Source organism: Neomelitea salexigens DSM 19753 (assembly GCF_000422345.1).
GTDB classification, from domain to species: Bacteria; Pseudomonadota; Gammaproteobacteria; order Pseudomonadales; family Spongiibacteraceae; genus Spongiibacter; species Spongiibacter marinus_A.
The window spans coordinates 153,963-175,366 of the sequence record NZ_AULP01000001.1; the positions used below are offsets into that span (position 1 = coordinate 153,963).

Annotated in this window: 26 protein-coding genes; 9 read left to right on the top strand and 17 right to left on the bottom strand. The window is 55.0% G+C overall.

Going from position 1 to position 21,404, the window contains the following annotated elements; translation table 11 throughout:
• Window positions 1-201: 201 nt before the first annotated feature.
• The 3 genes from H573_RS0100715 (at window position 202) to H573_RS0100725 (ending at window position 1,711) form a co-directional block, all read left to right on the top strand.
• Window positions 202-522, top strand: coding sequence for a DUF6763 family protein (locus tag H573_RS0100715; protein ID WP_027872602.1), 321 nt, complete (start codon window positions 202-204; stop codon window positions 520-522).
• Between the two features lie 170 nt (window positions 523-692).
• A complete protein-coding gene (lexA, locus tag H573_RS0100720) occupies window positions 693-1,295 on the top strand; it encodes a transcriptional repressor LexA (RefSeq protein WP_027872603.1) in 603 nt (200 codons plus the stop codon).
• A 2-nt stretch (window positions 1,296-1,297) separates the two neighbouring features.
• A complete protein-coding gene (locus H573_RS0100725) occupies window positions 1,298-1,711 on the top strand; it encodes a hypothetical protein (RefSeq protein WP_027872604.1) in 414 nt (137 codons plus the stop codon).
• 57 nt (window positions 1,712-1,768) lie between these two features.
• Here H573_RS0100725 and H573_RS0100730 read toward each other — a convergent pair whose 3' ends face one another.
• The 5 genes from H573_RS0100730 to H573_RS18700 all read right to left on the bottom strand — a co-directional run bounded on the left by H573_RS0100730 (window position 1,769) and on the right by H573_RS18700 (window position 6,113).
• Window positions 1,769-2,038, bottom strand: coding sequence for a hypothetical protein (locus tag H573_RS0100730; protein ID WP_036255531.1), 270 nt, complete (start codon window positions 2,036-2,038; stop codon window positions 1,769-1,771).
• A 96-nt stretch (window positions 2,039-2,134) separates the two neighbouring features.
• Window positions 2,135-2,614 (bottom strand): DUF6586 family protein, encoded by a 480-nt coding sequence (locus H573_RS0100735; protein ID WP_027872606.1) that lies wholly within the window; start codon window positions 2,612-2,614, stop codon window positions 2,135-2,137.
• Between the two features lie 5 nt (window positions 2,615-2,619).
• On the bottom strand, window positions 2,620-5,295 hold the full coding sequence (gene topA / locus H573_RS0100740; protein WP_027872607.1) for a type I DNA topoisomerase: 2,676 nt from the start codon (window positions 5,293-5,295) through the stop codon (window positions 2,620-2,622).
• A gap of 116 nt (window positions 5,296-5,411) precedes the next feature.
• Complete coding sequence (locus tag H573_RS0100745; protein WP_027872608.1) at window positions 5,412-5,651, bottom strand: DUF1653 domain-containing protein; 240 nt, start codon at window positions 5,649-5,651, stop codon at window positions 5,412-5,414.
• A gap of 9 nt (window positions 5,652-5,660) precedes the next feature.
• Entirely contained in the window at window positions 5,661-6,113 is a 453-nt protein-coding gene (locus H573_RS18700; RefSeq protein WP_027872609.1) for a hypothetical protein, read from the bottom strand.
• Between the two features lie 93 nt (window positions 6,114-6,206).
• Between H573_RS18700 and H573_RS0100755 the strand changes: the two genes are divergently transcribed.
• Entirely contained in the window at window positions 6,207-6,638 is a 432-nt protein-coding gene (locus tag H573_RS0100755) for a universal stress protein (protein WP_027872610.1), read from the top strand.
• On the opposite strand, the gene H573_RS0100760 is transcribed toward H573_RS0100755, so the two are convergent.
• Window positions 6,635-8,527, bottom strand: coding sequence for an ATP-binding cassette domain-containing protein (locus H573_RS0100760; protein WP_027872611.1), 1,893 nt, complete (start codon window positions 8,525-8,527; stop codon window positions 6,635-6,637). The two genes, H573_RS0100755 and H573_RS0100760, sit on opposite strands and share 4 nt — an antisense overlap.
• A gap of 71 nt (window positions 8,528-8,598) precedes the next feature.
• On the opposite strand from H573_RS0100760, the gene H573_RS19695 reads away from it, so the two are divergent.
• Window positions 8,599-10,545 (top strand): transglycosylase SLT domain-containing protein, encoded by a 1,947-nt coding sequence (locus H573_RS19695; protein WP_027872612.1) that lies wholly within the window; start codon window positions 8,599-8,601, stop codon window positions 10,543-10,545.
• 1 nt (window position 10,546) lies between these two features.
• On the opposite strand, the gene H573_RS0100770 is transcribed toward H573_RS19695, so the two are convergent.
• The 3 genes from H573_RS0100770 to H573_RS0100780 are packed head-to-tail and all read right to left on the bottom strand — an operon-like array spanning window position 10,547 to window position 12,941.
• A complete protein-coding gene (locus H573_RS0100770; protein ID WP_027872613.1) occupies window positions 10,547-11,338 on the bottom strand; it encodes an MOSC domain-containing protein in 792 nt (263 codons plus the stop codon).
• On the bottom strand, window positions 11,329-11,583 hold the full coding sequence (locus tag H573_RS0100775) for a glutaredoxin family protein (protein ID WP_027872614.1): 255 nt from the start codon (window positions 11,581-11,583) through the stop codon (window positions 11,329-11,331). Before H573_RS0100775 ends, H573_RS0100770 begins: the two co-directional genes overlap by 10 nt.
• A gap of 56 nt (window positions 11,584-11,639) precedes the next feature.
• The gene (locus H573_RS0100780; RefSeq protein ID WP_027872615.1) at window positions 11,640-12,941 is read right to left on the bottom strand and encodes an ammonium transporter; all 1,302 of its coding nucleotides are present in this window, start codon (window positions 12,939-12,941) and stop codon (window positions 11,640-11,642) included.
• Window positions 12,942-13,023: 82 nt separating this feature from the next.
• Between H573_RS0100780 and H573_RS0100785 the strand changes: the two genes are divergently transcribed.
• The 3 genes from H573_RS0100785 to H573_RS0100795 are packed head-to-tail and all read left to right on the top strand — an operon-like array spanning window position 13,024 to window position 15,024.
• Window positions 13,024-13,284 (top strand): hypothetical protein, encoded by a 261-nt coding sequence (locus H573_RS0100785; RefSeq protein ID WP_027872616.1) that lies wholly within the window; start codon window positions 13,024-13,026, stop codon window positions 13,282-13,284.
• A gap of 31 nt (window positions 13,285-13,315) precedes the next feature.
• Window positions 13,316-14,242, top strand: coding sequence for an IclR family transcriptional regulator (locus H573_RS18705; RefSeq protein ID WP_267878892.1), 927 nt, complete (start codon window positions 13,316-13,318; stop codon window positions 14,240-14,242).
• Window positions 14,239-15,024 (top strand): TrmH family RNA methyltransferase, encoded by a 786-nt coding sequence (locus H573_RS0100795; RefSeq protein ID WP_027872618.1) that lies wholly within the window; start codon window positions 14,239-14,241, stop codon window positions 15,022-15,024. Before H573_RS18705 ends, H573_RS0100795 begins: the two co-directional genes overlap by 4 nt.
• A gap of 7 nt (window positions 15,025-15,031) precedes the next feature.
• Here H573_RS0100795 and H573_RS0100800 read toward each other — a convergent pair whose 3' ends face one another.
• Together H573_RS0100800 and H573_RS0100805 are read right to left on the bottom strand one after the other, a co-directional pair.
• Window positions 15,032-16,207, bottom strand: a complete 1,176-nt coding sequence (locus H573_RS0100800) for a vWA domain-containing protein (protein WP_027872619.1) — start codon at window positions 16,205-16,207, stop codon at window positions 15,032-15,034.
• 3 nt (window positions 16,208-16,210) lie between these two features.
• A complete protein-coding gene (locus H573_RS0100805) occupies window positions 16,211-17,056 on the bottom strand; it encodes an AAA family ATPase (protein WP_027872620.1) in 846 nt (281 codons plus the stop codon).
• Between the two features lie 201 nt (window positions 17,057-17,257).
• On the opposite strand from H573_RS0100805, the gene cysK reads away from it, so the two are divergent.
• On the top strand, window positions 17,258-18,220 hold the full coding sequence (gene cysK, locus H573_RS0100810) for a cysteine synthase A (protein WP_027872621.1): 963 nt from the start codon (window positions 17,258-17,260) through the stop codon (window positions 18,218-18,220).
• A gap of 39 nt (window positions 18,221-18,259) precedes the next feature.
• Here cysK and H573_RS0100815 read toward each other — a convergent pair whose 3' ends face one another.
• From H573_RS0100815 to H573_RS0100840, 6 genes are read right to left on the bottom strand one after another with little or no spacing between them, the layout of a single operon-like run.
• The gene (locus tag H573_RS0100815; RefSeq protein ID WP_027872622.1) at window positions 18,260-18,649 is read right to left on the bottom strand and encodes a hypothetical protein; all 390 of its coding nucleotides are present in this window, start codon (window positions 18,647-18,649) and stop codon (window positions 18,260-18,262) included.
• Between the two features lie 8 nt (window positions 18,650-18,657).
• Window positions 18,658-19,110 (bottom strand): YcgN family cysteine cluster protein, encoded by a 453-nt coding sequence (locus tag H573_RS0100820; protein WP_267878893.1) that lies wholly within the window; start codon window positions 19,108-19,110, stop codon window positions 18,658-18,660.
• Window positions 19,107-19,376 (bottom strand): YcgL domain-containing protein, encoded by a 270-nt coding sequence (locus H573_RS0100825; RefSeq protein ID WP_027872624.1) that lies wholly within the window; start codon window positions 19,374-19,376, stop codon window positions 19,107-19,109. The genes H573_RS0100820 and H573_RS0100825 overlap by 4 nt, the downstream gene beginning before the upstream one ends.
• The gene (gene rnd, locus H573_RS0100830) at window positions 19,376-20,482 is read right to left on the bottom strand and encodes a ribonuclease D (protein ID WP_027872625.1); all 1,107 of its coding nucleotides are present in this window, start codon (window positions 20,480-20,482) and stop codon (window positions 19,376-19,378) included. Before rnd ends, H573_RS0100825 begins: the two co-directional genes overlap by 1 nt.
• Window positions 20,475-21,077: a recombination mediator RecR gene (gene recR / locus H573_RS0100835; RefSeq protein ID WP_027872626.1), complete on the bottom strand. Its 603-nt coding sequence runs from the start codon at window positions 21,075-21,077 to the stop codon at window positions 20,475-20,477. The genes rnd and recR overlap by 8 nt, the downstream gene beginning before the upstream one ends.
• The gene (locus tag H573_RS0100840; RefSeq protein ID WP_027872627.1) at window positions 21,077-21,400 is read right to left on the bottom strand and encodes a YbaB/EbfC family nucleoid-associated protein; all 324 of its coding nucleotides are present in this window, start codon (window positions 21,398-21,400) and stop codon (window positions 21,077-21,079) included. Before H573_RS0100840 ends, recR begins: the two co-directional genes overlap by 1 nt.
• Between the last annotated feature and the right edge of the window lie 4 nt (window positions 21,401-21,404).

The following is a 21,404-nucleotide window of genomic DNA, read 5'->3' on the forward strand; positions in this document are numbered from 1 at the left end:
ATTCATTAGCGTGCTAAAAACGGGGTTAAAAAAAAGAAAATCAGTTTAACTTAGCCGGGCATCTTACTGAAAGTGCGAAGATTTAAACGTTAAGCCCCTAACAACGACACAAAGCCACGCCCCGACTCTCGGATAAATCCCTACTGGACAGCCCGATGGGACATGATAGCTTGGGAATACGTACTTTAGGAGGTGAACGCTATGGCAACATTAAATGCGTTGATAGGCTGCTGGTACAAAGACCTGGAAACCGGTCAGCAGTTTGAAGTTGTGGCGACAGATGAAGGCCTGGACACAATAGAAGTGCAATTAATCGACGGAGAAATCTGCGAGTACGATTTGGACAGCTGGAGACAACTAAAGCTCACCGGTATTGAGGAGCCAGAGGACTGGCGAAATGCATTTGAGCTCAGCGATGACGACTACCGCCATTGGGATGATGGCATCATGCCGGAGCAAATCGGCAACCCGCTACACGAAATAGAGAGCGATGTCGTCAACGGCATTCTCGATGAGTTCTAGCCACTGAGACACTGAATTTTCCGCGCTCCCCCTCCTGCCTGCCTTCGGGTGGGCTTCTTTTTATCTGCCCTCTTCCTTTCAGCCAAAACCAAAATACCCCTTCGCGGCTTGCACAGAGCAAAATACTGTATATACTCACAGGTACTGTATAGATAAACAGATGCCAGAACATGGAAAAATTAACTGCCAGACAAGCGCAAGTACTCGAGCTGATAAAAAGCCATATCGACGATACCGGCTACCCACCAACCCGTGCAGACATTGCCAGAGAGCTTGGGTTTCGCTCACCTAACGCTGCCGAAGAGCACCTCAAGGCTCTGGCCAGAAAGGGCGCGATCGAAATTATACCCGGCGCCTCAAGAGGCATTCGCCTTCCAGAAGACCTCGGCATTCCTATTGTTGGTCAGGTTGCTGCGGGTAGCCCTATATTGGCTCAGGAGCACATTGAAGACCATTGTGCGATTTCTCCAAACCTGTTTTCTCCCTCGGCCGATTACTTCCTTCGCGTGCGCGGCGACAGCATGATCAATGCCGGAATATTTGAAGATGACCTGCTGGCCGTACACCGCTGCCAGGTGGCGCAGAACGGACAAATCATCGTTGCGCGAATTGGTGATGAGGTCACTGTAAAGCGCTTGCAACACCAAAAGAACAAACACCAATTGCTATTAATCGCCGAAAACCCCGACTACGCCCCCATTGAAGTTGACCTGCGAGAACAGGACTTCGCCATTGAAGGCTTGAGTGTCGGTGTACTGAGACGCGGGAGTTAAGCATGGCACTAATCGAACAAACATCACTGTTCTCAAACGCTCAGCAGCACAACGCTGCTACGCGCATTACCGATATCGTTTTGAGCAGCCAGGCGCACCTATCACGCACATTGCTGGCCGCCATGCTAATGCAGCTAAGCGGGCAAACCGAGGAGCGTTGGTTGTGCTGGGTTGCAGACAGACCTCTCAAGCCATTACTCGATGCCTGCGGTAAAGATCGCGGCCAGCGAATATTACAAGTTGTGGCTAACGGCGGCAGCCTTTGCAATATTGCCGCACGAGCGCTGGAGCGCGGAAAAAGTCACACCGTGGCGGTTTTGACGAACACCCCCCTCAGCACAGAGCAACGCTGTGCCCTAGAACGAGCCGCGCTAGCCGGCGACGCCGAGTGCCTGGTGATACAGCTTCAAAATTAGCAGCCAGGGGGAATCCGGCGACCTCTATAAACAAAAGGTAAAGAAGTGGTTTATGCCCTAGTGGAGGGTCTTGGAAGGGGGGTGAATATCGTCCTGATCGTCGTCTTGTGCCTCGGCCGAGTCGTCACTAAGCTCTTCGCTCACAACCTGCGCAGCTTCTAAGCCGGCCTGCACCATTGCACGGGCGATCTCTAAACATGAGCCGGGAATTTGTTCTCTGGCCTCACTTGAGAACCGGATCATTACCAATGGCTTTTCGTCGCCTTCGGAACGCTGAAGCACGATATCGCCATTTGCCAATTCAACCAATTCTAAATAAGCCAGCACAGAGTTTCCCTTGTTTGTTATCACCACGCGTTGACGCGGTTGCTAAGTGTAACAAACCCAGCGACCAGTAGGCCAATCTGTCAGTGGACCGATCTATCAATACTCTAGAAGTGTGCTTCGGTGTCTAGCAATCAGCTCACTGAGGAACTGCAAGCAGCCCTTAGCAAGCTCGATATCGTCCTGATCAGAAACCGTAACGGTGCTTAGCAGCGACGGGTTGTACTGTTTTGCATCACCGGGCTGGCGCAAAAAACGGTAGTCCAGCATCCACTTCAACTGATCATCGTGTATTTCGCGATCGGCCAACTCTGCAATTTCCGGAGGATGCGCAGCCTTCGTCAATAATTGCGCATTCATACGCCCAGTGGGCAGAGTCTGGCTGTACAGCGGTTGCTGGGTGAGTAAGTCGGCCAAATGGCACTCGTAGGCCAGCCGTAGCTGCCACAACGCAGACTCAACACAAGCTCGCTGATAATGCCCGCTCCACTGCGGCTCGGCGTCCTTTCCACTGTCAGCGAGGTATTGCTTGGCGAAGTGTAAATGGAGGTTGCACTGCCCCCTATAACTCTCTGACATACGCCCTACTTCGCTTTCTTTGCCGGCGACTTTTTAGCCGCTTTTTTCTGCTTTACATGCGCCACCCATTTACCGCCTTCATAAAAGGCCGACCAACCACTGGGTTTGCCGTCAACCTCAGACTGGACGTACTGCTCCTTAGTCTTGCGGCTATAGCGGATAACGGTATCTCGCCCCTCATTGTCTTGCGCTGGCGCGGAAAACAAAAAGGCGTACTTGGGGTCGATCTCTGCCTGGTGAGGCAGGATCTCTTTCACTTTGGGTGCCCGGGTTTCGCGATTTTTGGGGAAGCCACTGGCAGCCAGGAACAGTCCGGAGGCGCCGTCGCGGAGTACGTAATGGTCATCGACTTTTTCACACTGCAACTCCGGCATAGGAACCGGGTCCATTTTCGGAGGTGCCGCCTCGCCGTTACGCAGTAATTTGCGTGTGTTTTTGCAGCTCTCGCTCGTACAGCCGAAATACTTGCCGAAGCGCCCCGTTTTCAGCTGCATGTCAGCGCCACATTTATCACATTCGATAATTGGGCCGTCATAGCCTTTAACCTTAAAGGCACCCTTCTCAATCTCATAGCCGCTGCAATCGGGGTTATTGCCACAAATGTGCAATTTGCGACTTTCGTCGATCAGGTAACTCTCCATCGCCGTATTGCATAGCTTGCAGCGATGCATACTGCGCAAGACCCGAGACTCTGCCTCTTCGTCTTCCGCATCAATACTAATAAATTCCTCACCGGGAACCAGATTGATGGTTTGTTTACAACGCTCCTTGGGCGGCAACGCGTAACCCGAACACCCTAAAAAGACACCGGTGCTGGCGGTGCGGATTTGCATGTTACGCCCGCACTTCGGGCAGGGAATATCCGTTTCGGTGGGCTGGTTGCTGCGCATCCCATCTTCACTGCCCTCCGCTTTTTCGAGGGTCGCCCTAAAGTTGCTGTAAAACTCATCCAACAGCGCCGTCCAGTTTTTGTCGCCAGACGCAACACTATCCAGGGACTCTTCCATTCGTGCGGTGAAACTGTAGTCTAGAAGATTGCTAAAACTCTCAACTAGACGATCGGTAACAATGTCGCCCATTTTTTCAGCATAGAAGCGTCGATTTTCGACTTTTACGTAACCGCGGTCCTGAATCGTCGAAATAATGGACGCATAGGTCGATGGCCTGCCGATGCCGCGCTTCTCAAGCTCTTTAACCAATGCTGCCTCGCTGTAACGCGGCGCGGGCTTGGTAAAGTGTTGGCTGGGATCGACCTTGAGCAACTCAAGGCGATCTCCGACTTTCACATCGGGCAGTTCCTGATCGTCGTCCTTTTTGCTCGCAGCTGGCGGCTGGACCTTCATGAATCCATCAAAGCGCATCACACGCCCTCGAGTGCGCAGCTCAAACTCTCCTGCTTTGACGGTGATAGACGTGCTGGTGAATTCAGCCGGCACCATTTGGCAGGCAACAAACTGCCGCCAGATCAGGGTGTAAAGACGCTCTGCATCTCGCTCCATGCCCGACAATTGGGTCGGTTCTACATTAACGTCGGAGGGGCGTATCGCCTCGTGAGCCTCCTGAGCGCCATCTTTGCTTGAATAGCGTTGAGGCTGGTCAGGCAGGTAACGCTTGGAGAAATTCTGCTCAATGTAGCCTCGGCAGGCTTCCACAGCATCATTGCTCAGATTGGTCGAGTCAGTACGCATATAGGTGATATAACCCGCCTCGTAGAGGCGCTGCGCAAGCATCATGGTTTTCTTAACACCAAACCCCAAGCGCGTACTCGCCGCTTGTTGCAGCGTAGACGTAATAAAAGGCGCGCCGGGCTTGCTCCGCGTCGGCTTGTCTTCGCGACCGGCTACTTCAAAGCTCGCGGCCTCAAGTGCGGTCACCGCCGCCATCGCTGAATCTTTGCTGTTCGGCCGGAAGTTATTCGCCCCCTGCTTTTTGACTTCCAGACGCAGCGGCCCTGCCTCAGCGCGATTGTCCGTATGGATTTGCCAGTATTCCTCTGGCACGAAAGCGCGGATTTCCTTCTCACGCTCGACAATCAGGCGCACCGCCACCGACTGCACTCGGCCTGCGCTCAAGCCTCGTGCAATCTTTGCCCACAACAGTGGCGAAACCATATAACCAACAACGCGATCGAGAAAGCGACGCGCCTGCTGGGCGTTAACCCTGTTGATATCAAGCTCGGTGGGCGCGGAAAAGGCTTCTTGAATCGCCTTTTTGGTAATCTCGTTGAAAACGACGCGCTTGTAGCGCGAGTCGTCGCCACCAATCGCCTCGCGCAAATGCCAGGCTATCGCCTCCCCTTCGCGGTCAAGGTCGGTCGCGAGATAGATGGTGTCGGCATCGGCGGCCAGCTTTTTCAGGTCGCTGACGACTTTTTCTTTGCCGGGCAGTATTTCATAGCGCGCCTTCCAGCCTTTTTCCGGATCTACGCCCATTCGCGCCACCAACTGCTCGCGCGCCTTTTTCTTTTTGTGGCGCGCCTTCTCTTCCGGCGACATTTTGCGCGTTAGCGCGGCGGCCTTGGCGCGTTCCTTCGGATCTGCCCCAGCGCCCTTGCTACTGCCGCTAGTGGGTAGGTCCCGGATATGGCCCACACTGGACTTAACAACAAAATCTGACCCCAGATATTTGTTGATCGTCTTAGCTTTGGCCGGCGACTCCACGATTACCAGAGATTTACCCATATTACCCTTATCTGCAAAATGCGATTAGATGACGCGCCAGTGGCGAGGCGACATATATAAGTGTTCAGTCCTCGGTGGTCAAGGCTGGTCACAATAATGCCGACCCGACAACGCCCCTAAATGGCTTCCTTATTTTGCTCAATCAGCGCAAAACGAGGCGTTAATTTGCCGTCGATATCAACATGTTCGAGAAACATATCAACGGGCCGAACCCACAGTTCCGATTGCCCGTACAAGGGGCGATATACCACCAGCAGCTCTTCGGACTCACTGTGCCGCGCTACGCCGTAGACCTGATACTCACCACCTTTATAGTGGCGATAACGGCCAAGCTCTACCTTTGTCTTTTCCGACATACTCCAACCTTAATCTGATACTAGTGTATTGAGGATATCCGCCAAATTTTCAACTGCCGCGATATCCGCATTCGCCTCGCGCCAAAACACTTTTACCATTCGGCCACTGGCCTCGATCACTATGGTGTCTTTCGGCAGCTGGTCACGCAGGCCGGCAATGCGATCTTGTAACGCCGCAGGCGGAGCAGGCACATCGTCTTCGGCGCCATCGGGCCAATATCGCCAGCGCTCACCGGCGCGGGCTTTTGGCAGTGTCATGGCATAGCATAGCCCGTTGACGGTGTCCTCCTTGCGCACTTGCTGGCGACGAGTTTGCGGCAGCTGAGTGATCTGCACCGTAACACCCATCGCCCTCGCCCGATCGCGAAGGGCCGCCTGCAAGCGCTGGCGCGGGCTGGGAATGATCCACAATATTGGCGCCAACATAAACGCTAAAACTGCCGCCGCGATGATCCAGAACATGGTTATCCTTAATAAATCATTGCACACTGGTCGTACAACCCGTGCTATAAAATGTCGTATAGACTCACCGCAAGTACAGCGCAAGGAGATACCATGGCCAACTACCAACGGATATTGACGGCGATCGACCTCTCGGACGAGGCGATTCCGGTATTGCAACGCGCGGCAGCCATGGCCCGCCAGCATCAAGCGGAACTGCATCTTTTACACGTCGTTGAACCCCTGAGCCTGGCCTACGGCGGCGATATCCCCATGGACTTCTCAGGGATACAGGAAGAGCTGCAACAACAGGCGGAAAACAGCCTTAAACGCTATGCCGACCAATACGGCATTCAAACCGACAACTGCCACCTGCTTACTGGCCGCCCTGAGGCCCATATCCACCAACTCAGCGAAGAACTAGACTGCGACCTGATTGTCGTGGGCAGCCACGGCCGCAAAGGGCTCGCCCTGCTACTTGGCTCCACAGCAAACGCCGTATTACACGGCGCCAAGTGCGACGTTTTGTCTGTAAGAGTGGGTTAGTCTCCCGCCGCCTCAGACAATTCCATCCAGCGCTCCATACAGCTATCCAGTTCCTCTTGGAGCGCCGCTAAGCGCGCCAGCGTATCGTTAACCTTTTGCGCATCCTGCTGATAGAACTCGGCGCTGGCGCTTTGGTCGCTCAACTGCTGCAGCTGAGTTTCCAGGTCGTCAATCTTGTCAGGTAAATTATCGAGCTCGCGCTGATCTTTGTAACTCAACTTCTTACGTGCTGCTTTTTTGGCCGGCGCAGCCGCCGCTTTTTTCTCGTCTTTTGGTTTTTCGGGCGCAACCACCGCCCTACGCGCCTGGTAGGCGGCCACTTCGCTATACCCGCCAATGTGCTCGCTGATATTGCCGTTTCCTTCGAAAAGCAGACAACTGCTGGCAACGCTGTCGACAAAAGACCGATCATGGCTGACCAATAGCACGGTTCCTTTAAAATCAACAAGTAAGCTTTCCAGCAGCTCGAGGGTCTCCATATCGAGATCGTTGGTCGGCTCGTCCATCACCAGCACATTTGCCGGCTGCGTAAACAGGCATGCCAGCTGCACGCGTGCTCGCTCGCCCCCTGACAGCACACCAAAATGGCTGCGAGCGCGCTCAGGTGTGAACAGGAAATCACCCAAATACGACATAATGTGCCGTTCGCTGCCATTGATCGAAACCGACTCTCGCCCCTGGCCGACGATATCTACCACACGCTCGTTGGGGTCTAAGCGGTCGCGTAATTGATCAAAATAGGCGACTTGCAGGTTGCTCCCCTGCTTGACCTCGCCGCTCTGAGGAGCCAATTCCCCCAGTATCAACCTAAGCAGCGTCGTTTTACCCGCGCCGTTCGGCCCAATCAGTGCCAGCTTGTCGCCGCGATTCAGCAACAGGTTAAAGTTTTTCACCAAGTCGCGGCCGGGCACACTAAAACAAACATCGCTCAGCTCGGCAACAACCTTGCCGGTTTTTGTCCCTTCGTTGACGTTCAGGCGCGCAGTACCCTGCTGCTCACGGCGCTGGGCGCGCTCCCTACGCATTTGCTCAAGCGCCCTGACCCGCCCTTCATTGCGCGTGCGCCGCGCTTTTATACCCTGGCGAATCCAGACTTCTTCCTGGGCCAGGCGTTTGTCAAACAACGCATTGTGCTCAGCCTCTACCTCTAGCTCATGCTCGCGCCGCTGCAGATACTGACTGTAAGTGCCGTCGTAATTTTTCAGTTGCCCCCGATCCAGCTCGATAATTCGGTTAGCCAGTGACTCAATCAGTGCACGGTCATGAGTGACGAAAAGCACGCAGCCACCGAAGCTTTTAACGCATTGCTCTAGCCACAGAATGCCCTCAACATCGAGGTGGTTAGTCGGCTCGTCCAACAGCAATACGTCGGGGTCTGCGACGAGCGCCCTCGCCAGCGACACACGGCGCAACCATCCGCCGGACAGGGATGAGATCGGGGCTTCAGGGTCCAATTCCAAGCGGCTCAAGATAGACTCGATACGCTGCTGAAAAAGCCAGCCATCGGCCGCTTCAATTTGACGCTGTAGGTGCTCCAGCTGCTTTAACGAAGCATCATTCATTTCACCGTGCGTCAGGCTGTGGTAGCCCTTCAGCAAATCGCCGAGCTCAGAAAGGCCGCCTGCCACGACGTCAAAAACACAGTCATCTGCCGACGCGAAGTCCAGATTTTGCTCCATTCGTGCAATGACCAGCCCGGGCTGGCGCCAAAATTCACCCGCATCCGGCTGAAGGCCGCCCTCAACCATGCGCAATAATGTCGACTTTCCGCAACCATTGCGCCCAAGCAAACAAACGCGATCACCATCGTCCAGCTGGATATCAGTGTTATCCAATACCGTCTGCTGACCAATGCTGTGTTGCAATTGAGTGCCGCGAATTAAAGGCATATAGTGGTTTCCATGGATATTAAGGTTAACTGCCGCGCCACATCGCTGGCCGGAAAAGCAGGTGCACAAGGATGATAAACAAGACGATTGGCACGCGACTCTTCGCGCTGCTTGTTTCAATTGGCGCTGCATCATGCTGGGCGGATAATGCCCAGTTGAACGAGCAGCGGCAAGTATATCGTGAAGCCATGGATGAAATCAGCCGCGGTCGCAGCGAAGAAGCCGAGCGGTATCTTCCCACACTCGCCAACTACCCACTGCTCCCCTACATTGAACTGGAACTGTTAAAAGCGCAGATTGACGACGTGGCTAGCGGCACCATCGACTACTATCTACAACAATACCGCAACACCGTCGTTGGTAGCCGTATTCACATTGCCTGGCTACACCAGCTGCGTCGCGCGGGGGACTGGCCGCAATTTATACGTTACTACCGAAAAAAGCCCCTCAACAGCCTGCGTTGCGCCTATATTAGCGCCCTCCGACATACCGGCGACAACGCCTTAGCGGATAAAGAAACGCAAAAACTGTGGCATACCGGGCACTCGCTGCCCACACGTTGCGATGGCGTATTAGATCAGTGGCTCAGCCGATTAGCACCACAGGAACGCCATCAACAACGCCGCCAGCGAGCGCGCCTGGCAATTGCCGCTGGGCAGCACAATCTAGCGATCTATTTACTTAAAAACGTACCCGGCAGCGATGACGCGCTCGCGCTGCTTAAGCAGCCCAGCCTGCTTTATACCCGTGGCTTCGAGTTGTCGGCCAACGACGACAACCGCCAGCTGGCACTGCTTACCCTGCGCCGCTTGGCGAAAAGTGATTTCGAACGTGCAAATACGCTCTGGCACCAACTAGAGAGGGAGTTGTCTTTCAGTAGCCAGCAGAACTACGCACTGCGTGACGCCTTTGCCCGGCAAATTATCGCCAGCGACGCGGAATACGCCCGGGATTGGATTAACGCCAATGACCCCGCCTTTGAAGACCCCTACCTCACCGAGTGGCGCGTAAGGCTCGCGTTAAAAGATAGCGACTGGGAGGCAGTCCACCACTACATTGCCCTGCTGCCGGCCAAACTGCGCCAGCAGTCAGACTGGCAGTACTGGTGGGCACGTGCCGACATTGAAAAGAATCAACGATTCACACCCGAAGCAGAAACGCGGCTTAGGGCCATGGCGACTGATCGCGGCTACTACAGTTTTATGGCGGCGGACTTATTGAATCAGGAATATCGCTTGGGCCACCAACGCAACCTCGACCCCGGTTTGGTGAGCGAAGTGCAACAACACAGCGCTATTCTGCGCGCGCGCGAGCTATACTGGCACGGCGCAACGACCATAGCCCGGCTTGAGTGGCGCCAGGCAATGCGAAGCTTAAACACCGCTGAGCAAATCGCGGCGGCGCAACTCGCTTTGGATTGGCAGTGGTCTCACCAGGCCATCGCCACCGCTATTCAAGCGGGGCAATGGGACGACTTGTCTCTGCGCTTTCCCACTCCCTACCAGACGGTATTTGCTCGTATCGCAGAGAAAGAAAATATCGACTTAAAATGGATATACGCAATCGCCAGACAAGAAAGCGCCTTTGCCAGTGATGCCCGCTCTCCCGTTGGCGCCCGCGGTTTGATGCAGCTGATGCCCGGCACCGCTCGCACCCTTGCACGACAAATGGGGCGCCCCGCCCCCCGCGGTAAGGAGTTACTGGAACCCAACACCAACATCGAAATGGGCGGCTTTTACTTGGGCCAGCTACTCAAGCGCTTCAATGGCAATCGCATTCTCGCCACCGCCGCATATAACGCCGGTCCGTCCCGGGTGGAGCGAGTATTAATGCGCCAAGATGGCAATATGCCGGCAGATATCTGGATAGAGAATTTACCCTACGGCGAGACCCGTGAGTACATCAAGAATGTCATGGCCTTCAGCGTGGTGTACGGCAAAAAGCTGCAACTGAGCAAGCCCATCCTGGCTCAGCATGAGCGGCGGATTAGCCCCTTCGAGGAGCTTCAAACGCCCTAAGCTAAGCCAGCACCTCAACATCGTCGCCAAGGGCTATCCGCCCTTGGCCGCGCTGGATAACGTTCTGCCCAAAAATGATATTTTTTCCCTCACTGCAGTGCTCACGCAACAGTGAAAAGACGGCCTTTTCACGCTCGCCTGTCTGCGGATCAATGGTCGGAATGGCGCAGCGGGTGCAGGGCTTGACCACATCGAACGTAACATCGCCAATACGCAATTGCTGCCACTGCCTTTCCGCGAAGGGTGGCGCGCCCTCAACAACGAGGTTTGGACGAAAACGTTCCATCGCCAGTGGCTCGCCATAGCCATCAGATAAGGCATCGACACTCTGCTGCAGGCAGAGCAAAAAGGGAAAACCGTCGGCAAAGCTGACTCTGTCACCGCGCTGAGCATAAGCGGTATCTACCTGCCGGTGAAAATGATCAGTCATGTAGCACAGTCGTGCCTCCACCCCCAGCCGGCGGGCCAACCAGCGGGCAGCTTCATCACCAGCGTCCGCGGCCGAGCAGCGGTCCTGCCAAACAACAACAGCCATGTTATGACTGCCAGTGGGTTGCATCACCAGCAGAGAGTCGCCACTACCCAAGTCTTCCAACCTAACCCCGCCATCGATTTGCCTTGCATGCAGTCGGCACATCTGTGGCAACTGCCTTTGGCTAAGGAACTGACCACGGTGGTCGACAACCATCCAGCGCCGATCACCATGCGGCCCCCAATCACTAACATCAAGGGTCGAAAGGGACTCTCCGGCCAGCGATTTTACCGGGTAGCGCCACAAACCACTTACTTGCACAACGCGTCTCCATCACTGACAAAGGTCACAACGGCAGCGCTATCAAACGGCCACTGCAACTCCCTGTCGCCATCGCCTAACACCGGGATACGCTCCCCATAATCGGCAATCAGGGCATCACTTTCAGCGATATCCACCACTTCTATTTGCCACTGCGGATGGCTGGCAAGCAAGTTAGCCAATAGGGCTTCTGCTTGCTCACAAAGGTGGCACGCCGAGGTGCCATACAGAGTTAATTCACGCATACTTGGTCCAAAAAAAAGCCCGGCAACTGCCGGGCTCCAGGTCAGGTGTTAGGCCATTATAAGTCGTATCCGACCTCGTTGTGGCCAGTAATATCCAAACCTTCCGATTCCTCATCGGCGGTAACACGCAAACCAATCAACTTATCAACCAGTTTAAACAGCACAAAACTCACTACCGCGGTATAGGCAAAGGTTGAGCCTATACCAATAAGCTGCACTTTCAGCTGCTCAACGATTGTCACGCCCTCGGCCAAGCCTTGGCCACTGAAAACACCCAGCTCACCGCTGGCAAAAATACCGGCGAGGAAGGTGCCGAGAATACCGCCAACACCGTGCACGGGGAATACATCCAGTGAGTCATCAATTTTCAATACTTGCTTGATCCACAGCGTGCAATAGAAACAAATAACGCCCGCGCTCAAGCCAATTACCACCGCGCCCGCTGGACCAACATACCCCGATGCTGGCGTGATGGTACCGAGCCCGGCCACCATACCAGTCACAGCGCCCAGTGCACTGGGTTTACCGTAACGCCACCATTCAACCAGCGACCATGTAAGGCAGCCGGTTGCCGCTGACAGGTGTGTCACCAGCATTGCCATACCAGCATCGCCATTCGCCGCCAGCGCGCTCCCGGCATTGAAGCCAAACCAACCCACCCAGAGCATTCCTGCGCCGGTAAATGTCATCGTTAAGTTATGAGGCGGTAAGGCGACATTGCCAAAGCCATTACGCGGCCCCATTACCATCGCCGCTACCAGTGCGGCCACGCCGGCGGTAATGTGCACAACCGTACCGCCAGCAAAGTCGAGCAGCCCCATTTGGCCGAGCCAGCCACCACCCCATACCCAGTGGGTAATGGGTGCGTAAACGGCCAGCAGCCACAGTGCGGAAAACAGCATCACGGCAGAAAAGCGAATACGCTCAGCAAAACCGCCCACGATTAGTGCCGGCGTAATAATGGCGAATGTCATTTGGAACATCACAAACACCGTCTCGGGGATATCTCCCACCAAGCTGTCTTCCCCTACTCCGGCCAGAAGAACACGGCTGAGACCGCCGACAAAGTCGTTGCCATCAGAAAACGCCATGCTGTAGGCCACGGCAAACCACAACAGCGAGGCCACACAGGTGATGCTAAAGCACTGCATCAGCACACTGAGGATGTTCTTACTGCGCACAAGACCGCCGTAGAACAGGGCCAGCCCCGGTAAGGTCATGAAAAGAACCAGCGCAGTGGACGTTAAAATCCACGCCGTATTCGCACCATCGGCTTCTGCAGCGAAGCTGCTTTGAGGCAGCAATGCTGCCAATGCAACAAAAATGGGCAGAGCCGCCCGAACGACAGGAATTTTCATTTACATCTCTCCAAACTCGCGCAACAAAACGCACTATTTATAAGCACAACCCAATGAGCCAGCACCGTTTAGGTGCATATTGATGCTAATTGGCAATAAAAACGAATTAGCCCGCCCTCACCAGGAAATTATTTTCCATTTAATTTCAAATAGTTATCAAATTTCGGCGGCTTCAGCACAGTATTGCCCGCGCCGTTATTTATCGCCGAAAGAGACCGCTGCCCTGATTAAAAGCAATATCCATGCCCAAAATGGGGCGAGCGCACCATTTTCTTGCAAATTCGTTTTCAGTGGCGAAGCGCGTGATAGGCTGAGGCATTCAAGCTCAGATAACGTAGAATAGGCCGCCAACAACGATAACAAGGGAGAACAGCGTGTTTTCCAAACCAACTGCCAGAGTCTTAGCGATTTTGGACTTGTTTATGAGCCATCCCAGTAAAGCCTACGGCTTAACCGAGCTGACGCGCATACTGGGCCTGAACAAGGCCACCTGCCACGCCATATTGAGCACCATGGCCCGCTACGGCTTTCTCGCCCAGGACAGTCGCAGTAAAGCCTATCGCTTGGGACCAAGCATCGCCGCTGCGGGCATGTCAGCCTTTGCCCAGTTCCCCGTGCTTGAAGTGGCTCGCCCGCGACTGGAAGCACTCAGTAAAGAGCTGCAGCTGGGCTGCGGCCTGATGGGACGAAGCGGCGACCAGCTCGTGCTGCTCACAAATTACGGCATTCCAGAGCGCCTGGAATTTCCTTTCCACCAAGGCCTGCGTCTGCCCAATGCCGCGCCATTAGGGGCCGCTTTTATCGCCTGGTCGTCACCGAACAAGTTGCAACAGTGGTTAGATAGCGCTCAGGCACATCTGCCCGAGTGGGATGAAAACTTAGATAAACGACTACGAATTTCCGTTATTGGCATACGTGCTCGCGGCTTTGAAGTGACCTTGATTAGCGAGGCAGAGGCCGCGCTGGAGCGGGAATTAGCTAAACCGAAAGAAAACTGGAGCCTTGAGGAAGTCGCTGAGCACGTACAGCACTACCGGGAGTCGCTGTGCCGCAGCCACTACCACCTTGACCGTATTGAAGAAGGTCGCCAGTACCAGGTCGCCAATATTGCTGTGCCTATCTTCGCCAGTGATGAAGAACCGGAACTGGTTATTTCAGCGGGCAGTATTCGCCGCCCCGTGTCAGCGCAGGATATCCTTGCCATCGCCGACCGCCTAAAACTCGCGGCTAAAGAAATCAGCGAAGCCGCCACCGCAACCCTGAGTTACCCCCAGCCCCACCAGGATCCGCCGACCGCATGACCGAAGACCGCCAGCAATACCTCAAGAAAAAGCAATTTTTCCAACAGCTGCTAACTATTTACGGCCGCAAGCCAGTGCTAGAGGCGCTACAAAACCCACAAGTTCGCATTTATAAACTGCACTTGGCGGACAGCAATCGACGCGACGGCATCGTCAAAGAAATCGTAGACGCGGCGGAGCGCGAAGGGATTGAGATCGCTTGGCACGAGCGCCGCGCCCTGTCGCGGATATCGAAAAATGGCAAACAAGACCAGGGCGTTGCTGCGGACCTGCAGCTTAAGGCGTACCGGCCCTGTAGCGAGATACCAGCAAGTCGCGACACCCATACCCGGCGTATCTATATCGCTCTCGATGGCGTTAACAACCCACAGAACCTGGGCATGATTATTCGCTCGGTGGCGGCAAGTGGCATCGATGGCTTAATACTGCCCAAAAAAGGCTGTGCCGCGCTGTCACCGCTGGTGATCAAGGCCAGCGCCGGGGCCCTGTTCAACTGTCCTATTTTTCACTGCGACACACTTCAGTCCGAATTGCAGCGCCTCCAAAAAGCCGGTGTGGAGATCGCCTGCCTATCTTCCCACGCCGAGCAATCGCTCTTCGAAAGCCAGTCTGACACCAGTCGAGTCTATGTGTTGGGGAATGAAACTGAGGGCGTGTCGCCGGCCACACAGGCACTGAGCGACTGCGCGCTGCAAATACCAATGGCCAATGGCGTGGAGTCACTCAATGTCGCGGTAACCGCCGCCCTGTTGGCATTTAGCCATAACAGGGCGGGCGCATAGCTCGGCACTACTTAGCCAGGTAGGCCATCGCCTCTTCCAGGCCGCCCAGGGTCATGGGGTACATCTGCCCTTCCATGATCTGCTCAACCATGCCTATGGACTGCGTCCAACTCCAATCTTCGGGCGGCACCGGGTTTAGCCATACCACTTTGTCAAAGGTCTCGCGCAAGCGCCGCATCCACAGCTCTCCGGCCTCGTCGTTCCAGTGCTCGACACTGCCGCCTGGCTGCACGATTTCATAGGGCGACATTGACGCGTCGCCGACAAAGATAATTTTGTAATCCGCGCTGTATTTGTGCATTACGTCGAGCAGCTGTATTCGCTCGCTGTGACGACGCACATTGCTGTCCCACACCGACTCATACAGGAAGTTATGGAAGTAGAAATACTCCATGTGCTTAAACTCGCTGCGCGCGGCGGAAAATAGCTCCTCGCAAACGCGAATATGCGGATCCATAGAACCGCCCACATCAAAGAACAGCAGCACTTTAACGGCGTTATGGCGTTCCGGTACCATCTTCAGGTCCAGCAAACCGGCATTGCGGGCCGTCGACGATATCGTGTCGTCGATATCCAGCTCATCGGCCGCACCGCTGCGGGCAAACTTGCGCAGCCGGCGCAACGCAATCTTGATATTTCGCGTACCCAGCTCAACGGAGTCGTCCAAGTCGCGAAAGTCGCGGCGTTCCCAGACCTTTACGGCTTTCTTATTTTTACTTTCACCACCGATTCGGATGCCCTCAGGGTGATAACCACTGTGGCCGAAAGGTGAGGTGCCGCCGGTGCCGATCCACTTGTTGCCGCCCTCGTGGCGTTCTTTCTGCTCTTCCAGGCGTTTTTTAAACTCCTCAATGAGCTTATCGAGCCCACCCAAAGACTCAATTTTTGCCTTTTCTTCCTCGCTGAGCTGCTTCAAAAATTCGGTTCGCAACCAGTCATCGGGAATCAGCGCCTCAATGACGTCATCGAGGCTCGATAGGTCATTGAAGTAGCGCGCAAACGCCTTATCAAAGCGGTCGTAATACTTCTCATCCTTCACCATGCAGACGCGAGCGAGCTGATAAAACTCGTCAACGTCCATGAAGGCGAGCCGCGCCTCAAGACCGGCCATCAAGTCGAGTAGTTCACGAATACTCGCCGGAACGCCAGCATTTCGCAGACCAAAGAAAAACTGAACCAACATAGACTAGCGGCTCTCGCGACGATGCATAAAGGCCAGCCGTTCAAGCAGGTGAACGTCTTGCTCGTTCTTCAGCAATGCGCCGTAGAGCGGCGGGATGGCCTTACTCGCATCGCGATTTTTAAGAATTTCTTCGGGGATGTCATCGGCCATCAGCAGCTTCAACCAATCAATCAATTCTGACGTTGAGGGCTTTTTCTTCAGACCCGGGATCTTGCGAACATCGAAGAAGACTTCAAGCGCTTCCTGAACGAGGGTTTTTGAGATATCGGGATAATGAACCTCCACGATCTTCTCCATCGTTTCGCGATCGGGAAAGTTAATAAAGTGGAAGAAGCAACGGCGCAGGAAGGCATCTGGCAGCTCTTTCTCGTTGTTGCTGGTAATAATGATAATGGGTCGGTGCTTGGCACGAACGGTTTCACCCGTTTCGTATACGAAGAATTCCATGCGGTCCAGCTCGACCAGCAGGTCATTCGGGAACTCAATGTCTGCCTTGTCAATTTCATCAATCAGCAGCACCACTTGCTCATCAGCGGCAAAAGCTTCCCAGAGTTTGCCGCGCTTGATGTAGTTGGCAATGTCGTGCACTTTGTCATCGCCCAGCTGCGAATCGCGCAAACGCGACACCGCATCGTACTCATACAAGCCCTGCTGAGCCTTTGTGGTGGATTTGATATGCCACTGGATCAATTTTTTACCCATTGCAGCCGCTACCTGCTCGGCGAGCAGGGTTTTACCCGTTCCGGGCTCGCCTTTGATCAGCAGCGGGCGTTGTAGGGTGACGGCGGCGTTTACCGCCATGCTCAGCTCTTCGGTGGATACGTAAGAATCAGTACCAGTAAATTTCATCAACTCGTCCTACTCGGGCGCCCGGTTTTATTATTGCCGGACGATCATTACACTGGGCGGCGCTGGCGCCACACTATCTAATAGTCAACGCGAAGCCTACTTGGCTGCTCGACTTACGGCAAGCGTCGCAGCGGCCAGCTATAGTATCGAGGCAGGACAATTTGCCGTGACATTACACTGCCAGGATCAAGGAAACCCCAAATGACCGCAATTTTCGACGACATCAGCCGCAGCATTGGCGAAACGCCGCTGGTGCAGATACGCAGAATCAGCCGCCACCGGATTCTTGTAAAACAGGAGTCGCGCAATCCTGCCAATAGCGTGAAATGCCGAATTGGCGCCAATATGATCTGGCAAGCTGAGCAGAGCGGTGCGCTGAAACCCGGCATGGAAATTGTTGAGCCAACCAGTGGTAATACCGGCATCGCGCTGGCCTTTGTCGCCGCGGCGCGGGGCTACCCCATCACGTTGACCATGCCCAACACAATGAGCCTGGAGCGCCGTAAAGTACTCATTGCACTAGGCGCCAAACTCCATTTAAGCGATGGCGCCAAGGGGATGAAGGGAGCCATCAGTGCCGCTGAAGACATTTGCGCCCAGAACCCCGAGCGCTATTTTATGCCGCAGCAGTTTAAGAATCCCGCGAACCCAGAGATTCACGAACAAACCACCGGCCCGGAAATTTGGCGGGACACCAACGGCGATATTGATATTTTAATTAGCGGCGTCGGCACCGGCGGCACAATTAGCGGCGTGTCTCGCTATATTAAAAACCACTGCAACAAAGCCATATGTTCAGTGGCCGTGGAGCCGGAGAGCTCGACGGTGATTCGCCATGCACTCAATGGCGAGGAACTCCGGCACGCTCCCCATAAAGTTCAGGGCATTGGTGCAGGCTTTCTGCCAGATACGCTAGACCTAAGCGTGGTAGACCGCGTTGAAGCGATAAGCGATGAAGAAGCCATGCGCTGGGCGCATCGGCTGATGAAGGAAGAAGGCATTCTGGCCGGTATTTCCAGCGGTGCCGCGATGGCCGTTGCCGAGCGCGTAGCCAGCGAACCGGCCAATGCCGGCAAAACCATTGTCGTAATCCTGCCCGACTCCGCGGAGCGCTACCTCAGCAGCCCCTTATTTGACGGCGCCTTCAGCGAAATCGAAAGCTGATATCACCCTGCCACGCAGCTAAAACTACAATGCTATTAATTACGCCGACACCTTCGGCTCGACGCGCTCCCCGGCTTTCTCAGCCGAGGGAGCAGGACTTGTAGAGCGAGGAGCGACCAGCGCCCACACTATTGCCGCGACGATGGCGAAGAGTTGGCCGGCGCCAACAATAATCACCGCCGCCATTGCCGATTCAATCCCGCTGGTCATCACACTTAATGCCGCACCGATGGTTGCCGGCATCCACAGCTCCACCGCCTCGGGGTGCCGACACGGCAGCAATAGTAAAAAGGCCACAGCGAGAAACGCCCACAACTTGACTGCAGACAGGCGGTAAACACGAATCAGCAAGCCCCAAAACAGAGTCGCAACCACGCCAAAGGCCCAATAGGCTTGCCAGGCAAGTGTGTAATCATTGTTATCAATCATACTAATCCCTAATCAATCCAACGGATGATATGGTCCTCAAGCTCGTCGTCTGCCACGGTCACTTCACTCACGCAGCGGCCCTTCACCGACACACCCAACGCTTCCATCAGCCGCTTATCACCGGCAATAAGGGGGTGCCAAGGCTCAAGCGGCCGCCCCTCATGAAGCTGCCGGTAGGCGCAGCTGCTGGGTAGGCTATACGCAAACGCCGACAGCGATTCGCGCAGATCGAGGCAGCCCGGCACCCGCGTCAGGCGCTGCGGGTAATCCCGGCAACGTATGCGGTCAACATCGAGCAGTCGACACGACACGTCGGTGTAATACACTTCACCGCTGTCTTCGTCTTCAAGCTTGTGCAAACAGCAGCGGCCACAACCATCACACAGGGCTTCCCACTCCTGGTCGCTCATCTCTGCGAGCGGCTTCGCCTCCCAAAATGGGCGATGACGAGACGCTATCACCGATCTTCACGCGGTGATAACGGCGCATCTGGCTGCGGCGGAAGCTGAAGATAAAATCCATTTTCATCAATAGCTTGCAACACATCCTTAACATCTGCTCTAGCTAACTTTTTACCCTCTTCGAGCAGCAGCGTCATCGCTCTCTCCGGCTGACCAAAGCGCTTCAACAGCGCCTCTGGAACGCGCTCAGTGTCTTCCGCCTTGTCGACATAAAGGTACATCCCCTCATGCTTAGCACTGCGATAAATGGTGCAAATCCGCCGCATCACGCCCCCTCCAAACTTTGTAATAACACCTCACCTACCACCCGCTTGCGCCACGCTGTCATCGAATCGGGCAGGCGACGGTGCCTAATCACCCCTTCCATATCACGTTTGCGGCACAACAAACCCGCGGGGATACCCAGCGAGTCTGCGCAACGCTCTACTCCGCGGCGCATCGCGGCCAGGTATTGCGTCTGCTCTGCTGATAACGGCCGTTCACCCGGTGGTGGATGCGCAGCACTATCTTCCTCACATGCCTCTCGTACGATGGTGAGCACATCATCGCCAAAGCGCCGCAGCGATGAACTGGGCAGGTCTTTAATCCTTGCCAACTCACCGCTACTGGACGGCTGGCGGCGAGCAATTTCGAAGCACACTGGGTCCTTAAAAATTCGCCCGCGTGGCACATCCTGCTGCCGCGCCAGCTCCTCGCGCCAGGCACATACGCGCTGCAACACCAGACGCTGGCAGCCGTTGAGCTTCCAAAGCGATTTATTGCGCAGGTAGAACTGATCCAATGGTGTGCCCTGATCGGCCTGCTCAATAAGTTGCTGACAATCTTCTTGCCACCACGGCAGCCGACCCAACTCCTCGAGTCGCTGACGCAGTAATGGGTAAATATCCTGCAAATACGCCACATCGAGCGCCGCGTAGTGGCATTGGCTGGCGGTAAGCGGTCGCTGCAGCCAATTGGAGCGTGTTTCGCCTTTCTCTACGTGTTTATTCAAGCTGTGAGCGACCAGTTTTTGGTAGCTCAGGCCCTCTCCCCAGCCCGCCAGACCAGCGCCAATTTGACTATCTAACAACGGCGCTGGCAACGCACCACACAGGCGTTGAAACACGTCAAGATCTTCACTACATGAGTGCAGGACTTTAGGGATACCTGCGTTGTTGAGAAGCCCCTTAAAGTCCTCCCATTCGGTGATCGCGATGGGGTCGATCAACCAACACTCACCAAGCGCGCCTACCTGTATTAAGCCTGCAATGGGGTAGAAGGTATCTCGGCGGATAAACTCGGTGTCCAGGGCGACAAATTCAGCCGACTGCCAACGCTTGCAAGCTTGCTCTAGCTGCTCGTTGGAATCCAGATAATGGTATGCATCATTCAAAGCGCTGGCGTCCTTTTAGCGCGTGCGACAAGGTACCGCTGTCGACATATTCAAGCTCTCCACCCAGTGGCACACCGTGAGCGATACGGCTCACTGCCACCCCTAAGCGCCGCATCTCTTCAGCGATGTAGAAGGCAGTTGCCTCGCCTTCTACGGTGGGATTAGTTGCCAGTATCAATTCCGAGACGTTCAAGGCCTGCACACGCTCGACCAGGCGGTCAATGCCAATATCCTCCGGGCCAATACCATCGATGGGCGACAGCCGGCCCATCAATACAAAATACAGGCCGCGATAGTCCCCCCCCTGTTCAAAGGCAAGCACGTCGGCAGGTGACTCCACGACGCAGATTGTGTGTTGGTCGCGCCGCGGGTCACGACACAATCGACATTCAGGGTCTTCTGTGAGCGTGCGACAACTGCGGCAGTGCCCGACCTTTTCAACGGCATTGAGCAGCGCTTCTGAAAGTCGCTGGGCGCCGCCACGGTTGCGCTCCAGTAATTGAAAGCTGATGCGCTGCGCCGACTTGGGGCCAACCCCAGGCAGGCAGCGCAACGCGTCAATCAACTCATCGATAAGGGGGCTGTAGTTCGACATTAAAAAGGCATCTTGAAGTTACCGGGCATCCCCATCCCTGAAAGCATATCGCCCATTTGTCCCTTGTTGTTTTCCTCAACCTTGCGCACAGCGTCATTCACCGCTGCGGCCAACAGGTCTTCCAGCACTTCTTTGTCTTCGCTAAGCAAGCTGTCGTCTATTTGCACACGCCGCACATCGTGGCGCCCGGTCATTACCACGCTCACCAAGCCCGCGCCGGCTTCGCCACGCACCTCTTTATTTGCCAGCTCTTGCTGCGCTTGTTGCATTTTTTCCTGCATTTCGGCAGCTTTTTTCATCAATTCATTGAGGTCTGCTTTCACTTTA

Bases quoted from the DNA above. Each gene is read 5' to 3' on its own strand.
- H573_RS0100715 (WP_027872602.1), top strand. From the start codon at position 202: ATGGCAACATTAAATGCGTTGATAGGCTGCTGGTACAAAGACCTGGAA.
- lexA (WP_027872603.1), top strand. From the start codon at position 693: ATGGAAAAATTAACTGCCAGACAAGCGCAAGTACTCGAGCTGATAAAA.
- H573_RS0100725 (WP_027872604.1), top strand. From the start codon at position 1,298: ATGGCACTAATCGAACAAACATCACTGTTCTCAAACGCTCAGCAGCAC.
- H573_RS0100735 (WP_027872606.1), bottom strand. From the start codon at position 2,614: ATGTCAGAGAGTTATAGGGGGCAGTGCAACCTCCATTTACACTTCGCC.
- topA (WP_027872607.1), bottom strand. From the start codon at position 5,295: ATGGGTAAATCTCTGGTAATCGTGGAGTCGCCGGCCAAAGCTAAGACG.
- H573_RS0100745 (WP_027872608.1), bottom strand. From the start codon at position 5,651: ATGTCGGAAAAGACAAAGGTAGAGCTTGGCCGTTATCGCCACTATAAA.
- H573_RS18700 (WP_027872609.1), bottom strand. From the start codon at position 6,113: ATGTTCTGGATCATCGCGGCGGCAGTTTTAGCGTTTATGTTGGCGCCA.
- H573_RS0100755 (WP_027872610.1), top strand. From the start codon at position 6,207: ATGGCCAACTACCAACGGATATTGACGGCGATCGACCTCTCGGACGAG.
- H573_RS0100760 (WP_027872611.1), bottom strand. From the start codon at position 8,527: ATGCCTTTAATTCGCGGCACTCAATTGCAACACAGCATTGGTCAGCAG.
- H573_RS19695 (WP_027872612.1), top strand. From the start codon at position 8,599: ATGATAAACAAGACGATTGGCACGCGACTCTTCGCGCTGCTTGTTTCA.
- H573_RS0100775 (WP_027872614.1), bottom strand. From the start codon at position 11,583: ATGCGTGAATTAACTCTGTATGGCACCTCGGCGTGCCACCTTTGTGAG.
- H573_RS0100780 (WP_027872615.1), bottom strand. From the start codon at position 12,941: ATGAAAATTCCTGTCGTTCGGGCGGCTCTGCCCATTTTTGTTGCATTG.
- H573_RS0100785 (WP_027872616.1), top strand. From the start codon at position 13,024: ATGCTAATTGGCAATAAAAACGAATTAGCCCGCCCTCACCAGGAAATT.
- H573_RS0100795 (WP_027872618.1), top strand. From the start codon at position 14,239: ATGACCGAAGACCGCCAGCAATACCTCAAGAAAAAGCAATTTTTCCAA.
- H573_RS0100800 (WP_027872619.1), bottom strand. From the start codon at position 16,207: ATGTTGGTTCAGTTTTTCTTTGGTCTGCGAAATGCTGGCGTTCCGGCG.
- H573_RS0100805 (WP_027872620.1), bottom strand. From the start codon at position 17,056: ATGAAATTTACTGGTACTGATTCTTACGTATCCACCGAAGAGCTGAGC.
- cysK (WP_027872621.1), top strand. From the start codon at position 17,258: ATGACCGCAATTTTCGACGACATCAGCCGCAGCATTGGCGAAACGCCG.
- H573_RS0100815 (WP_027872622.1), bottom strand. From the start codon at position 18,649: ATGATTGATAACAATGATTACACACTTGCCTGGCAAGCCTATTGGGCC.
- H573_RS0100825 (WP_027872624.1), bottom strand. From the start codon at position 19,376: ATGCGGCGGATTTGCACCATTTATCGCAGTGCTAAGCATGAGGGGATG.
- recR (WP_027872626.1), bottom strand. From the start codon at position 21,077: ATGTCGAACTACAGCCCCCTTATCGATGAGTTGATTGACGCGTTGCGC.